At 59.8% G+C, this 15693-nt stretch carries 11 protein-coding genes; 7 read left to right on the top strand and 4 right to left on the bottom strand.

The genetic code is table 11. From position 1 onward, the window contains the following. From BN1129_RS24005 to yjjG, 3 genes are all read left to right on the top strand, one after another. On the top strand, positions 1-213 hold a 213-nt coding region (locus tag BN1129_RS24005; protein ID WP_209418514.1), incomplete at its 5' end, for a hypothetical protein. Next, complete coding sequence (locus BN1129_RS14335) at positions 210-1706, top strand: M17 family metallopeptidase (RefSeq protein WP_042037385.1); 1497 nt, start codon at positions 210-212, stop codon at positions 1704-1706. The genes BN1129_RS24005 and BN1129_RS14335, both read left to right, overlap by 4 nt. A gap of 8 nt (positions 1707-1714) precedes the next feature. Then, positions 1715-2395 (top strand): pyrimidine 5'-nucleotidase, encoded by a 681-nt coding sequence (gene yjjG / locus BN1129_RS14330; RefSeq protein WP_042037384.1) that lies wholly within the window; start codon positions 1715-1717, stop codon positions 2393-2395. 68 nt (positions 2396-2463) lie between these two features. Here the strand turns inward: yjjG and BN1129_RS14325 are convergent, their stop codons facing one another. The 4 genes from BN1129_RS14325 to elyC all read right to left on the bottom strand — a co-directional run bounded on the left by BN1129_RS14325 (position 2464) and on the right by elyC (position 7885). Further along, the gene (locus BN1129_RS14325; RefSeq protein ID WP_042037383.1) at positions 2464-3726 is read right to left on the bottom strand and encodes an amidohydrolase; all 1263 of its coding nucleotides are present in this window, start codon (positions 3724-3726) and stop codon (positions 2464-2466) included. Positions 3727-5100: 1374 nt separating this feature from the next. After that, positions 5101-6072: a 6-phosphofructokinase gene (gene pfkA, locus BN1129_RS14320; protein ID WP_042037382.1), complete on the bottom strand. Its 972-nt coding sequence runs from the start codon at positions 6070-6072 to the stop codon at positions 5101-5103. Between the two features lie 151 nt (positions 6073-6223). Next, positions 6224-6979 carry a triose-phosphate isomerase gene (gene tpiA, locus BN1129_RS14315; protein WP_042037381.1) on the bottom strand — a complete coding sequence of 252 codons (756 nt, stop codon included), beginning with the start codon at positions 6977-6979 and terminating at the stop codon, positions 6224-6226. Positions 6980-7114: 135 nt separating this feature from the next. Further along, positions 7115-7885, bottom strand: a complete 771-nt coding sequence (gene elyC, locus BN1129_RS14310) for an envelope biogenesis factor ElyC (RefSeq protein ID WP_042037397.1) — start codon at positions 7883-7885, stop codon at positions 7115-7117. 128 nt (positions 7886-8013) lie between these two features. Here elyC and cmoM point away from each other — a divergent pair, with 128 nt between their 5' ends. The 4 genes from cmoM to mukB all read left to right on the top strand — a co-directional run bounded on the left by cmoM (position 8014) and on the right by mukB (position 15484). Further along, positions 8014-8790 carry a tRNA uridine 5-oxyacetic acid(34) methyltransferase CmoM gene (cmoM, locus tag BN1129_RS14305; RefSeq protein ID WP_042037380.1) on the top strand — a complete coding sequence of 259 codons (777 nt, stop codon included), beginning with the start codon at positions 8014-8016 and terminating at the stop codon, positions 8788-8790. Between the two features lie 186 nt (positions 8791-8976). Then, positions 8977-10311, top strand: coding sequence for a chromosome partition protein MukF (gene mukF / locus BN1129_RS14300; RefSeq protein ID WP_042037379.1), 1335 nt, complete (start codon positions 8977-8979; stop codon positions 10309-10311). Next, positions 10292-11029, top strand: a complete 738-nt coding sequence (gene mukE / locus BN1129_RS14295) for a chromosome partition protein MukE (RefSeq protein ID WP_042037378.1) — start codon at positions 10292-10294, stop codon at positions 11027-11029. Before mukF ends, mukE begins: the two co-directional genes overlap by 20 nt. A gap of 27 nt (positions 11030-11056) precedes the next feature. After that, on the top strand, positions 11057-15484 hold the full coding sequence (gene mukB / locus BN1129_RS14290; RefSeq protein ID WP_042037377.1) for a chromosome partition protein MukB: 4428 nt from the start codon (positions 11057-11059) through the stop codon (positions 15482-15484). Positions 15485-15693: the final 209 nt, after the last annotated feature.

Below are 15693 nucleotides of genomic sequence, written 5' to 3'. Positions count from 1 at the left end.
AATCTGGCCCCCGCAACCAAATTTCTTCTGTTTCTCCTATTTCGTTTTTCCTCTTGTTTCCCCCTTCTTATGTTTTGTGCCGTTTCCGGTCGCTCATCATTTGTACGCATAATCGCGTTTGATATTGATTTTCAAGTGAAAATCTGGCTGTCCCCGCGCTTTGTTGGGTATCATCAGCGATATCTCTTCATGGACGAGGCCCCTGCCCAATGATGCAACAGTTCACTTATTTCCCCCCCCAGATCGATATTCAGGATGCCACCCTGAGCCAGGCCATGGGCAATGGGCTTTCGGCCAACCTGCTGCTGATTGCTGAAGATCTGCGCGCCCCTGTGCTGGCCAGGCCGGAGTTTGCCGCCGTGGCAACCCAGATAGCGCTGGGGCAGAAGGCGCCCTACAGCCTGGTGCTGCACAACAGCCTGCAACTGGTGATTTTCATCGGAGTCCATCCCACCCGGGATCACGCCCTCTACAAACAGGCCAGATCCTGGATAGCCCCGCTGGCCGGTCTCAAGATTGAGCGGATGGGGCTGCATCTGGAAGGGTTTGACGAGGGGGAGAGGGCACAGCTCGCCGAGCTGACACTGGCCTGCCTGTTGGCGGCCAATGTGCCGCTGCCGAGCCACAAGCATCGTGCCGAAGATGAGTGGCGCTATCAGCAGATTGCGGTGTCGCCGCGCTGCGTGCTGGATCTGGCGCGGATCTACGCCGAGGCAGAAGGCAATGGCATGGCGCGGCATCTGGCGGTATCGCCAGCCTCCGATCTCACCGCCCGCAGCTATCGGGAGTGGGCTCGCCAGCTGGCCCAGGTCGAAGGCTGGCAGTGGCACGAGTACGATCAGGCTCAACTGGCAGAACGGGGGGCCGGCGCCTTCATCGCAGTGGCGAAAGGCTCGGAAGACAACCAGGCCGCCATGGTCAAGCTCAGTTACTGCCCGCCCAATCCGGTGCGTCGGGTAGCCCTGGTGGGCAAGGGGATCTGTCACGACTCGGGTGGCTACAACCTCAAGGTCGCTGGCAGTATGTATGGCATGCATCTGGACATGGGCGGCAGCGCCGTGGCACTGGGCGCCCTCTATGCGATCAGCCGCGCCCGCCTGCCCTACGAAGTGCACTGTTGGCTTGCCATCGCCGAGAACCACATAGGCCCGCTCGCGTACCGGCCGGGAGAGGTAGTCACGGCACTCAACGGCACCACCATAGAGGTGGTGGATACCGATGCCGAGGGGCGCATGGTGCTGGCGGATACCCTCTGCATGGCAGTGCAGGACAATCCGGATCTGCTGATCGATTACGCCACTCTGACGGGGGCCTGCAAGCGGGCGCTGGGCAGCCGTTACAGTGGCGCCTTCACCAACCGGCCCCACTGGTTCGGCGAGCTGATAAGCCTGGGCCAGCGCTGCGGTGAGCGAGTCTGGCCCTTCCCGCTGGATGAGGACTATGACGACAACCTCGATAGCGAGTGGGCCGATCTGCTACAGTGTGCGCCGGGCGCATCGCCGGATCACATCGACGCCGCCCGTTTTCTCAACCGCTTCGTGCCTGCCCAGACCCCCTGGCTGCACCTCGATTTGAGCGGTTTTCGCAGCAAGGGGGGCAACGGCGTGGTCAGCAGCGAAGTGACCGGATTCGGGGTCAGGCTGACGCTGGACTTGCTCGCCAGCCCGCTGGGCCGCCGCCATGAACTCGACAAACAAGAACAGTAAGGAATCGTGTGAAAGTACCAAGTTATGACTGGGTGTTGTTCGATCTGGACGAAACACTGCTCGATTTCCCGGTCGCCCAGGCTCTGGAGCAGACCCTGCAGCTCTATGGCGTGACACCGACACCGCCCACGATGGCGGAGTATCAGGTACTGAATCACAGGTTGTGGCAGCAGTACAACTCGGGTGAGATCGATGCGGCCCACCTGCAGCAGACCCGTTTCGCCCTGTTTGCCGAGCAGGTCGACGTGGCACCCATGGCAATGAATGACACCTTCTTGCAGCAGATCATCGCTCTGAGTGTGCCGCTGGAGGGGGTGCTGGAGACACTGCACGCTCTCAAGAGCCGGGTGCGAATGGGGATCATCACCAATGGCTTCAGCCTGCCGCAACGGGGTCGCCTCAGTAAGTTGGGCTGGAGCGACTGGTTCGAGCCCCTGGTCATCTCGGACGAGGTGCAGGTGACCAAGCCTGCCGCCGCCATTTTCCAGCATGCCCTTGCCTTGATGGGGCAGCCGAGCCCTGCGCGGGTGTTGATGGTGGGGGACAACCCCAAGACCGACATCGCCGGTGCTGCGGCGCAGGGGCTGGCTACCTGCTGGTACAACCCGGCCCGTCACGATACCGCGTGCGAGGCGACCCACGAGATCCACCACTTCGCTCATCTCTCCACCATAGTGTTGGGGCAGTAAGCCCCAAGGCGGCGAGCCGATCGTCAGACACACAAAAGGCAGCGCCAGCGCTGCCTTTTGTCATCTTGTCATGTATCAGGCACCAGACGACTGAGCAGCCAGGATTCGAGCAGGGCGACCCCGTGTTCCAGCACGGCTTCGTCGAAGTCGAACTCTGGGTGGTGATGAGGCGCCGCCAGATTGGCCCCCAGGATCAGGTAGGCGGCCTGACCGCCATTGCGCTGCACCCGCTCGATGAGAAAGCCGGCATCCTCGCTGGCGCCAAAGCGGCGGGTGTGGATGGTCTCAAGTTTGAGCGCCTGAGCCAGCGGCACTATCTCTTCGAGCAGGGCCGGGCTGTTCTCGATGCCGATGGCTTCCCCCTGCTTGCGAATGAGGTAGGTGGCGCCCTGCATCATGGCAGCCCCTTCCACTATCTGCTGTACCTGGCCGAACATGTAATCGTTAAGCGCCGGGGTGGCACCTCGGGTCTCCCCCTGCAGGCGGGCATGGCCCGGGATCACGTTGCGACCGCTGCCACCGCTGAGCTGGCCCACGTTGATACGGGTCATGCCATCGCGATGACGGGCAATGCCGAGCATGGCGGTGGTCGCCGTACAGGCTGCCGCCAGCGCATTGCTGCCCGCATTGGGCTCAAGACCGGCATGGACGGCGCGCCCCATAAACTCCACGTCAAATTTTGTTGAACAGAGAAACTCGGTGGGATTGACCACCAGCTCGCCACTGTTGGCATGAATGCCGATGTGCAGCGCCAGCAGGGCATCCACATCGTCGAGCTGACCGCCGGCTGCCAGCGCCTTGCCACCACGGCACCCCTCTTCGGCGGGCTGGAAAAACAGCTTGATGCGGCCGTTGAGTTGCTCTGCCTGGGCGGCGATCCGCTCGGCCAGCACCAGCCCGATGGCGGTATGACCGTCATGGGCACAGGCGTGCATCCAGCCGGCATTGCGAGATTGCCACCCTTCCTGACTGGGGGGATGCAGCTCATCCTGGCTCTCATCGACCTCTACCGCATCGATATCGAAGCGAAAAGCCAGGGTCGGGCCTGGACGACCGCTGTCCCATACCCCCATTACTCCCGTTATCTCTTTGATGCGGGTCAGCCAGTCGGGATGGGCCCCCTGACGTAGGGCCCGCTCCTTCTGGGCTTGTACGTCTACCTCCCGTCCCATGATGAGGTTGCTGGCCAGCAGCTTGTCACCGAGCATGACGGAGAAACCGAGTTCCGAAAGATGGTGAGCAATGAGGGAGCTGGTGCGAAATTCACACCAGGCCGCTTCGGGCAGACGATGAAGATCACGACGCCACTGGCGTAGAGCATCTTGGGTCATGGTAATTCCTGCATGGCGAATCAAGCGGATATTGTGACGGGCAGGGGAGCAAGAGTAAATCCCGGAGAGGAAATGCAACAAGGGGAGCGATGAGGCTCCCCTTGTGGGCGGTGGCAGTGACATGCAGCTTATATAGTGTGCATCAACCAGTTCTAAATAAGGCTTTCGGTATCACACAGGGTGAAGTAGCCAAAAAAGACAGAGAGTGGTGAATTAGTCAGCGCCTGTGCTCTGGCTGTCATTCAGTCATACAAGATGCTGGATGACTAACCGGCTCAAAGCTGTGACAACGACGGCAGAGAGACGGCAACCAGAGTGAAAAACACGGTAAAAACGGCAGTAACAACAAACTCTTTCATATTTTGTCTCCCTTGGCTGACTGTTGATGGAACAAAGATACCATAACTGTGCGGTAAAACAATAGTAAAATGTATTTATGTTGCCATTTTGAATGGTGGTGAGTCTAAAGCCTCATTTTTGCATTTTGGCGTCTATTTTATCATCTTACCTTCTCTGTGATGCTGATGAGCGCTTTGGGTTTGAGGTGTAAGTCTATAAAATTCATATTGTTATATGTTTGTCGTGTTGGCTTTTTGATGGGTTTTATATGAGGCTTTTTGTGGTTGCTTGAAATTTAATTCGGTTTCAAGCTCCTCTTTGGCGTCTGAAGTTGTCGTCGAAAGCAGGTTGGCTTATTCCTTGGCTGAATGTGAAGGCTGCATCCATTTTTTGTCGCATCTTGTACCGTGAAGCCTGACAGGACGCCTCCTTCAGGGGGCGGGGGCTGCACCCGCTTCTCAGTCAGCGCGTAAAAATAGCGAACAAAACGGGAGGTTTGCCATTGAGGGTGGGGCGTATGGTGGCCTCTGCAGGGCGTACATTTTCTCATGCCATGTGTCTGTGTGCCCCGGCGTCAGATCTTATCGAGACGGCATTACCAGTGGCGAAGAGGCGACCTGCCTTCCTGGGATGACGATCACGCCGCTAGCCGACGTCACCGGTTGCCTGTGGTGATGGGAGGAGGTCCGGGGGCTGACCTTGCGCCCGATGCCGGTAGAGGCTATCCAGCCAGTCGGCATACCCGAGATGTCGTGAGGCGTGAGCGGCTAAACCTTGGCAATAAACCGGCGTCCATTCACCAACGACGAGAGGGCTGCCACTGACTATTCGCGGGTTTAGGAGGCGGGGGTCGGCTCCGTTTGCCGGTATGGTGGGCATGGGGACAAGATAGGGGGGAAACAGCGCAGCAGTAGTGCGGTAAGAGAGAGGGGGCCTACAACTGCCAGTTTCGCCCGTTGCCGGGTACAGGACGCGCATAAAAAAACCCTCCAGCGGAGGGTTTTTTGTCACACAGGCTGAGCAAGCGACGGATGCTTAGAACAGGGTGGTGGAGAGATCGTACAGCTCCTGATCGAACGGGCGTTTGAGATTCTCGATGCAGTCGATGATGTCGTGGTGCACCATCTCGTTGCCCTGGATCCCGACGCAGCGGCCACCCTGACCGGCCAGCAGCTGTTCAACGGCGAAGGCACCCATGCGGCTGGACATGATGCGATCGCGTGCGGTGGGTGAGCCGCCACGCTGGATGTGGCCCAGTATGGTGGCGCGGGTCTCGCGGCCTGTCATGGCTTCGATGTCCTTGGCCAGGGCGTTCACGTCTGTTACGTGCTCACAGATGGTGATAATGGCGTGCTTCTTGCCTTTGGCTTCGCCTTCCTTGATCTGCAGCAGCAGCTTGTCCTTGTCGAAGGTCACTTCTGGCACTATCACGTACTCTGCACCACCGGCAACGGCGGCAGACATGGCCAGATCGCCGCAGTGGCGGCCCATGATCTCGACCACCGAGATACGGTGGTGGGAGCTGCAGGTGTCGCGCAGACGGTCGATGGCGTCGACCACCACGTTCAGGGCGGTATCAAAGCCGATGGTGAAGTCGGTACCGGCGATGTCGTTGTCTATGGTGCCCGGCAGGCCGATGCAGGGGAAACCCTCCTCGGTCAGCTTCTTGGCACCCATGTAGGAGCCATCCCCCCCGATCACTACCAGGGCGTCGATACCGTGTTTTTTCAGATTCTCGATCGCTTCGGCGCGCACTTTCTGGTCTTTGAAGGCGGGGAAACGGGCGGAGCCCAGGAAGGTACCACCACGGTTTACCACGTCGGAGACGCTGTGACGTTCCAGCTTGACGATCCTGCCCTGATGCAGGCCGAGGTAGCCATCATAGATGCCGTAAACTTCCAGGTTATGGTGCAGACCAGCACGCACCACGGCGCGGATGGCTGCGTTCATACCCGGTGCGTCACCACCACTGGTCAAAACACCAATACGTTTGATTTGTTTGGTCATGAGTGCCTCTGGATCTAAGTTGTCGAATACGAAGTTTTGAAAATATGAGATAAGCCACATTGACTATAATCGGCTTTCGTATGGGATGCGGGGGCTACCATAGGAAAAGCGATATGCAGGAGGGGGCAAGCGCCCCCTCCAGGGCGACAGCTTACTTGGCTGCGCCAGCAATGATCTGGGAGAAGTCGTCCACTTTCAGGGACGCACCACCCACCAGGCCGCCGTCGATGTCCGGCTGACCGAACAGGTCGGCTGCAGTGGCGCCAGTGACGGAACCGCCGTACAGGATCTGTACCTTGGCAGCCACGGCGCCGTCAAACCCGGCCAGGTACTGACGGATGTGGGCGTGGATGGACTGAGCGATTTCCGGCGTGGCAGTCTTGCCGGTGCCGATGGCCCATACCGGCTCGTAGGCAACCACGGCGTTGCTGAAGGAGGCGATGCCACAACGGTCGATGACGGCTTTCAGCTGGGCTTCAACCACTTTCTTGGTCACGCCAGCTTCAAACTGTTCCAGCGTCTCACCGATGCACAATACGGGAACCAGCCCCGCTTTCTGAATGGCTTCGTACTTGGCAGCGACCACGTCGTCACTCTCTGCATGCAGGGTACGGCGCTCGCTGTGACCGACCAGGGAGTAGGTGCAACCGAAGGCTTTGAGCATGGAGGGGGCGTTCTCGCCGGTGAAGGCGCCGGACTCGTGAACGTCGGCGTTCTGGGCACCGTAGGCAATCTTGCTGCCGGCGGTCAGTTGCTCAACCAGACCCAAAAAGATAACCGGCGGGCAGACGGCGACTTGCACAGAAGGATGAGCGGCAGCAGCCGGGGTCAGTCCTTTGATCAGAGCTTCAACAGAAGCTTTGGTGCCGTTCAGTTTCCAGTTACCCATTACCAGGTGCTGTCTCATCTTGTATATCTCCTAGGCATTTGATTGCGCGACATTATATGAATTGAACCGAGCCCAAGATAGCTGACCCGGCGGCAAATAACGTAATTTTTTTTCGCTTTCCTGATCCAAATCAGGAATGAAAGGCTCGATTGCTCAATCGTTAACCTGCCCTCGCAAACGGGCCCACCATACCCCAATCCATTCGTGAATGGCAGCCTCGGAATACATCAGATAACGCCCCTTCGGCAGGTAGCTGTAGAGGGGTTGCGCCACCTGACTTTGCTTGGCGGTGTAGTCGGTAGGGGCCGGCACAGCGTTGAGTCCCTGTCCCTGATAGAGCGCCATGGCCCGGGGCAGGTGGGTGGCCGAACTGACCAGCGCCACCCGCTTGCCCTTGAGATAACGGCTGATGCTGACGGCTTCGTCATGGGTATCCTTGTTGTTTTCAAACAACGTCATCCGCGAGCGGGGAATGCCCAGACTCATCGCCATGCGGGCATTGACCTCGGCGTTGGAGAGGGGATCTCCGGACACATAACCGGAGAAGATGAGCTCCGCTTGTGGATAGGCCATGGCCAGTCGCACGCCCTCCAGGGTTCTTGCGAGGGCTATATTGTTTTGCCAGGCGCGCTCGGGCACCGCCGGATCGCTCACATGGCCGTTGCCCAGCACCACGATAGCGGTTATATCCGGGTGCAGGCTTATCTCGAAGGGCGGGAAGGTCTGCTCCAGCGGGCGGGCCAGCTCATAGCTTATTGGTCGCATTCCCATCAGGGCGACGACCAGCAAGGAGAGGGTCGCCAGCAGCTTGCCGGTTTTTTGAAAACGGGTGAACCAGAGCAGCAAGAGCGCCAGCAACAACAATGAGAGGGAGAAGGGTAGCGGCATCAGCAATTGGCCTAGCCATTTCTTGATAACAAACAAGTTGGCAGCAAACAGGTTGAGCTCAAACACTGGGATGTCGTCCTTGAGTTTTCAGCAAATTCGGGATGTGACAGAATACCCCTCTTTTTTCGTCAGGCCCAACCCTGTGGCCAAAAGTTGAGTGTGTCTTGAAGCAAGATCAGAGTTTTGACGGGCGCGCCGACAAGTTCGCTCGCAACATTTATGACTCCACCAAGGGGCGCATTCGCACCACTGTGGTGTGGAGCGACATCGAAGCCTGCCTGGCTCGCCTTGGCAACCGGCCCCTGCGCATCCTGGATGCGGGGGGCGGATTTGGCTACTTTGCCCAGAAGCTGGCGGCCATGGGTCATCAGGTGGAGCTGTGCGATCTCTCCGCCGAAATGCTTGAGTTGGCCCGGGTCCAGATCGCCGAACAGGGGCTGGAAGAGAGAATCCGTCTCATCCAGTGCCCCATTCAGGATCTCAAGAGCCACGTGACCGGCACCTTTGATCTGGTGCTCTGTCACGCCGTGCTGGAGTGGCTCGCCGAGCCGCGCCAGACCTTGCTCGGTCTGTTCCCTTTCGTCAATGCAGGGGGCATACTGTCGCTGCTTTTTTACAACCGTCATGGCCTGCTGTTTCAGAGCCTGGTGGTGGGTAATTTTGACTATGTGCGCCTCGGCCTTCGCAAGAAACGCCAGACCGCCCTGACCCCTACCAATCCGCAGTTGCCGGAGCAGGTGTACGACTGGATTGGGCGAGGGGGGCTCAAGATCATCGGCAAGACAGGGGTGCGGGTCATCCACGACTACATGCGCCACAAGCAGGATCAGGTCGAGAAGTTCGATGATCTGCTGGCCATGGAGCAGCAATATTGCCGCCAGGAGCCGTTTATCTCCCTGGGTCGCTATATCCATGTGATGGCGCAGAAACCGTCAAGCTGACAAGCAGTCTGTCTGGCAGCCTTGTAATAACAACGAGATGGTCAGTTTCATATGATGAGACCGTCCCGATGGATAACAACGAGATGGTCAGATTTCCATGATGAGGCCATCCCGATGGATAACAACGAGATGGTCAGATTTCCATGATGAGGCCATCCAAATGGATAACAACGAGATGATGACGTCATGATGAGTACATCCCGTACCCTGCCCGAGCGTTCTGTGCCGGAGATAGTAGGGTGGGTCAGGCAGGAGGAGCTGGCGCTGAGCCTGCCTACCGACCGGCTGGCCTTTCTGATTGCAATCAAGACCCTGTCCGAAGATGAGTCGGACTTGTCGGAAGCGGCGCTGCACGATGCCTTTGGCTACGTCAGCAACGCCTTTGGCCAGATGGACGAGACTCTGACCGGTCGCGCCAACAACGCCATCAACGACCTCATTCGCCAGCAGCTGCTGTCACGCTTCAACACCGACATGGTGGCGGGGGAGAGCCTCTATCGTCTGTCGCGGCTGGGAATGGGGATCGTCGACTTCTTCATGGATCAGCGCCAGGTCGACTCCATCAAGCTCTCCATCCTGCTCGAACACCTGGCGGCTGAGCTCGACACCGCCCGCAAGGCGGCGCTCGAGACCAATACCCGCGAGCAGTGGGATGCCGAGGTGCTGCCACGGCTCACCTTCTCACTGGAAGAGACCCTGGGGCGCATCGATCTCACCCAGCGCGCCATGGATGAGCAGCAAAATCAGGTCAAGAGCGAGATAGCGGCCCTGCTGACCCAGAACTGGGTCGATGCCATTCACAGCTGCGAAAAACTGCTGCACGAGACCGGCCAGACCCTGCGCGAGCTGCAAGATACCCTGGACGCCGCCGGTCACCGCCTGCAGGCGGGGCTGCTCAACATTCAGGAAGTGGCCCAGGGACGCGACGATCTGTTCCACGTCGAGGAGTTGACCCATGCCCTGCAAGGGCGGCTTGACGTCATCACCAGCTGGGGCCAGCAGTGCATCGAGCTTTGGTCCCGCTACGACAGGCACGTTCACAAATTTATCCGCAACGCCATCGACATGGACAAGAACCGCGCCTTCAGCCAGCGGCTGCGCGACTCTATCCGCAATTTCGAGCAGCATAACTGGCTGCTGCGTATCGCCGAGGAGCCCCGTCTGCTGGAGCTGCGGGATGAAACCATTGCCATTCACGACGAGGAGGTGACCGGCGAGGTGCCCCTCGAGATGGAGTACATGGAGATGGTGGACATCAACCAGGAGCTGGCCGAGCGCATCGAGCGCTACTTGGCCCGTTACCCCGAACAGGGCCATCAGCTGGACCTGGCCGATGTGCTGCGGGAATACCTGGTGGACTACCCGGCTCACGCCCATTTCGATGTGGCGCGTCTTCTGATCGACCAGGCCGTGCGCCTGGGCCATGCCAGCGGTGAGCGCGAGCTGCACCACCAACCCGCATGGAAACCCATTAACCAAGCTGGATCCAAGGTTCAGGCCTATGTCATTGATCAATACTGAGTTTCCCTTGCCGCTGCGGCTTGCAGAGGCGATTGCCAACCCCTTGTTTCCGCGCATCGACACCGCCTTGCGCTCGGGCCGTCACATCAGTGCCGACGATTTCGAACAGCACTCGGCGCTGGTGGAGTACCACAACGAGCTGGAGATCTTCTACGGCCGTTATCAGGTGGAACTCATCAAGGCGCCGGAGGGCTTCTTCTACCTGCGTCCGCGCCCCAGCGCCGATATCGGAACAACAGTCTTGTCCGAGCTCGATATGCTGGTGGGCAAGGTGCTCTGCTACCTGTTCTTAAGCCCTGACCGGCTCGCCTCGGAAGGGGTGTTCGCCATGGGCGAGCTGCAAGAAGAGGTGCTGAGCCTGGCCGACGAGAAGCAGCTGCTGCGCATGGTCAACAGCCGCTCCGGCGGCACGGATCTCGACAAGAAGAAGCTGCTCGAGAAGATCCGCACCTCCATGCGCCGCCTGCGCCGCCTTGGCATGATCACCGCCCTTGGCAACAGCGACAAATTTCGGGTCAACGAATCGGTATTCCGTTTTGCCGCTGACGTGCGCTCCGACGAAGATCCGCGCGCCGTGCAGCTGCGGATGATCCAGGAAGGGGAGGCGATCTTCCACGATGACGAGATGCCGAGCAGCGACTCGCTGTTTGAAGACATTGAAGCGGATCTTGATGAAGAACAGCTTGAACTGGAGGTAGAAGATGACCTGCCGCGTTAAATACAAGGCCCAGATGGAGGCAACGTCGTGAGAGGCAAATTCAAATCCCTGACCATGGTCAACTGGAACGGCTTCTTCGCCCGCACCTTCGATCTCGACCAGCTGGTGACGACGCTCTCCGGCGGCAACGGGGCGGGCAAATCCACCACCATGGCGGCCTTTATTGCGGCGCTCATTCCCGACCAGTCTCTGCTCCATTTTCGCAACACCACGGAAGCGGGCTCCTCCAGTGCGTCGCGCGACAAGGGGCTCTACGGCAAGCTGCAACGGGGTTCCTGTTACTCAGTGCTGGAGGTGATGAACAGCCGCGAACAGCGGATCTGGGTCGGCGTGCACCTGGAGCAGATCCAAAACCGTGACAACAAGGTCAACATCACCCCGTTCGCGCTGGTGGATGTGCCGGAGCAGCTGCAGCCCACCGATCTGCTGCTGGAAAAACTCGATGGTGGCAAGGGGCGTATTCGTGCCTTTGCCGATCTGAAAGGGGCGGCCGCCGAGCTGGGGGCGCTGAAGGTCGCCAAGTTCAATACGGTGACCGATTATCACAACTTTATGTTCGAGTTTGGCATCACCCCGAAGAAGCTCAGGGATCAAAAAGATCGCGGCAAGTTCTACCGTCTGATCGAAGCCTCTCTCTACGGTGGCATCTCCTCGTCCATCAGCCGATCCCTGCGCGAATACCTGCTGCCGGAGAACTCCGGCGTGCGCAAGGCGTTTGCGGACATGGAGGCGGCCATCTATGAAAACCGCCGCACTCTGGAAGCCATTAAAGAGACGCAAGGTCAGCGGGATCTGTTCAAGAACCTGATCACCGAGACCACCCACTATGTGGCGGCTGACTATGTGCGCAACGCTGCCGAAAAGAACCGTCTCTCCGAGCTGGCGTTCAAGGCGCGTCAGGAGCTGGCACAGAAACGCCGCATTCTGACCGAAGAGCGCCAGCGCGCCATCTATCTGGCCGACGAGGTGGAGCAGCTCACCAACCGCGAGAAATTGCTGACCGACGAGCTGGAATCGGCTGCCGAACATCTGGCCAAGGTGATGGCTGCTGTCAGCTTGCAGAAGAAGATCGAGATGTATCGCGCCGATCTGGCGGAGCTTGTCGACAAGCTGGAGCAGCAGCAAGCCGTGGTGGAAGAGATCCATTGCCAGTTGCTGGAAGTGGAAGAGCGCAAGGAGCTGGCGCAGGCCGAAGTAGATAGCCTCAAGACGCAGCTCGCTGACTACCAGCAGGCGCTGGACATTCAGCAGACCCGCGCCATCCAGTACCGTCAGGCGGTGCAGGCGCTGGAAAATGCCCGCGAACAGTGCGAGTTGCCGGGATTGAGCGCCGAACAGGCGAGCGACACCCTGCACCAGTTCCGCGCCGCCGAGCAGAGCCTCACCAGCCGGATGCTGGGTGCCGAGCAACAGCTGGCGCTGGCCAAGGCGGCGGTAGCCGAGCATCAGGCCGCGTTGACGCTGCTGCTCAGCATTGCCCCCGAAACCGCCCGTGATGCCGCCTGGCCCACGGCGCAGGCGCTGCTCAAGCGTCATATCGAAGACAAGGCCCGCGTCAATCAGGGGCAGGGACTGCGCGCCGCGCTGGCTCGCCTTGAGAAAGAGAGCGACAGCCAGCAGGCGCTGCTGCGCTTGCGCGACGAGCTGGCTGAGGCATCTGGCCAGCTGATCGCGAGCCAAGACGAGCTGGAGTTGTTTCTTGAGGCCCAGCGTACCCGTCAGGAAGAGCTTGCCGATCAGCAGGCTGAGGTCAACCAGCGCCGTGCCAGCCTCGAGCATCAGGGTGCCCAGCTGGGCCGTGATATCTCGGAGCTGACCAAGCTGGCCCCGCGCTGGCTCAAATCCTTTGAAAAACTCGAGCAGCTGCGCGAGCAGAGTGGTCTGCCACTCGCCACCGCCGAGGCGCTGTCGTCCGGTATGCAGAGCGTGCTCGACAAGGAGCGCGAGTTCGAGCAGGAGAGCAACCGCATCGCGGCGCAGAAACAGGCGCTGGAGCTGCAAATTCGCAACCTGCAACTGGGGGCTGGCGAGGCGGATCCGCGCCTTGCCCGCATCGCCGAGCAGGTGGGGGGCGTGCTGCTCTCCGATGTCTATGACGACATCTCCATCGACGATGCCCCTTACTACTCCGCGCTGTATGGCCCGGCCCGCAGCGCCCTGGTGGTGCTCGACCTTGAGGGCGCCATCGAGCGGCTGAAAAAGCTGGAAGATTGCCCGGAAGATATCTACCTCATTCAGGGCAACCCCGACTCCTTTGACGAGGATCTGGTGGAAGCGGACGAGCTGGGGGACGCCGTGCTGGTGCGCACCAGCAAGCGTCAGGTGCGCTTCTCCCGCTACCCAGAGCTACCGCTGTTTGGTCGTGCCGCCCGGGAAAAACGGATCGAGCAGCTCGATCTCGAGCGGGAAAATCTGATTGAGGGTTATGCCAAGGCCGCCTTTGAGCAGCAGAAGTACCACCGTCTCTACGGTCACTTCCGTGACTTTATCGGTCAGCATCTGGACATCGCCTTCCGCCCCGATCCCGAAGCCGAAGTGCAGGCCAAGCAGCATGAGCAGCGCAAGCTGCAAGAAACCATAGCCGAGTGCGACAAGCAGCTGGCCGAGGCCAAAGCGGCCACCGCCCAGCTGGCCCGCCATATCCAGCTGGTGCAGGGGATGTTGCCCTTTGCACACCTGTTTGCCGAGACAGACCTGGCAGCTCGTCTTGAGGCGGCTCACGCCGACGTGGAAGCGCTGAAACAGGCCGAAGCCTTTATTGCCAAGTACGGCAAGGCGCTCGAGAAGCTTGAAACCATGGTGCAGGTGTTGCGTCAGGATCCGCAGGATCTCGCCGCCCTGCAGGCGGCGTTCGACGAGACGAACGAATTGCTGGCCGAGCAGAAGCGCCGTTGCTATGCCCTCGATCAGCTGGTGGCCCGTCTACCGCACTTTGCCTATCAGGATGCGCAAGACCTGCTGGGCAAGGCGTCCGAGATGAGCGAGCGACTCAAAGAGAAGCTCAAAGCCGCCGAGCTGGCGGCCCGCACCGCCGGTGAGCAGCACAAGCAAATTGCCCAGCGCCACACCGAGGCGTTGCAGCTGCGCACCGCGCTCGATTCCAGCGCCTCGGCCAAGCGCCAGACCCTGACCGAGTTCGAGCAGGAGCTGGCGGCCATGGGGCTGACGCTCTCTGACGACATGGAAGAGAAGTCCCGCGCCCACAAGAAAGAGATTGAAGAGCTGCTCATTCGCACCCGTTCCCGTCGCACCAGCGCCGAGGCCCAGTTGCAGGTGACCAAGCGCGAAATCGAATCCCTTGGCGGTCGTCTCAAATTGGAGGGCAAGGATTACTACAGCGCTCGCAAATCCCTGGTGGGTCACAAGGCGAGCTGGTCGCGGGTGGTGCGGCTGGCGCGGGAGACCGACGTCGAGAAGCGCCTCAACAAGCGCGAGCTGGCTTATCTCGACAGCGACGAGCTGCGCTCCATGTCGGACAAGGCCCTCGGCGCCCTGCGGGTGGCGGTGGCCCACGACGAAGCGCTGCGCGATGCGCTGCGTCTGTCGGAGGGCAACCGCAGCACCGAGCAGAAGGTCGCCTTCTACGTGCAGGTCTACCGTTACCTCAAAGATCGCATCCGCAACGACATCATCCGCTCCGATGATCCAGTGGAGGCGATCGAGGAGATGGAAATCGAGCTGGCCCGTCTGGCTGACGAGCTCAAGCAGCGGGAAAACCATCTGTCGCTCTCCTCCCACGAGGTGGCGGCCAAGATCACCAACATCATCCGCCGCGAGCAGAACCGCATCCGGGTGCTTAACCAGGGCTTGCAGAACATCGCCTTCGGTCTGGTACGCGGGGTGCGCCTCAACGTCAATATCCGCGAGGCCCACACTCGCCTGCTGACGGCGCTGGCGGATCAGAGTGCCATGCACAACGATCTGTTCGCCGACAAGGAGCTCAGCTTCTCCGAGGCGATGGCCAAGCTGTTCCAGCGCCTCAACCCGCAAACCGAGCAGGGGGATCGCAGTTATCAGGTGATGGGCGACGTGCTGCTCGACTATCGCAACTATCTGGAGCTGGAGATCGAGGTGCAGCGTGGCGCCGATGGCTGGTTGCGGGCCGAGAGCGGCGCGCTCTCCACCGGTGAAGCGATCGGTACCGGTCAGGCCATCTTGCTGATGGTGCTGATCAGCTGGGAGGAGGAGTCCCGCCGTCTGCGCGGCAAGGATATCGCCCCCTGCCGCCTGCTGTTTCTCGACGAAGCGGCCCGTCTGGATGGCAAATCCATTGCCACCCTGTTCGAACTGTGCGAGCGGCAGGATATGCAGCTGCTTATCGCGGCGCCGGAGAACATCAGCCCCGAGAAGGGCACCACCTACAAGCTCATCCGTAAAGTGCAGGGCAAGCACGAGCATGTGCATGTGGTGGGGCTGCGCGGCTTTGGCTTTAGCGATGACAAGCTGATTGCCTGACCTGTTTCTGGCTCATCCTGACACGGGATGACGGGTAAAAAGGTAAAGGGAGGCATTTGCCTCCCTTTTTGCATGGAAGATATGGCAAAGTAGCCGCGCGGTCACTGCGTGGCAACATGGTGAGTGCATTGGACCGATGGCAAGGTGAGCCAGCCTGCGAACGTGCCACCAGTGTCACGAACCACATAGAAGAACAGAAAGAAGAAGAG

Origin of the sequence: Aeromonas popoffii, from assembly GCF_000820025.1 — a bacterium.
GTDB lineage: Bacteria > Pseudomonadota > Gammaproteobacteria > Enterobacterales > Aeromonadaceae > Aeromonas > Aeromonas popoffii.
The sequence above is the reverse complement of the archived record's forward strand: the minus strand, read 5'-3'. Positions and strand labels throughout refer to the sequence as shown.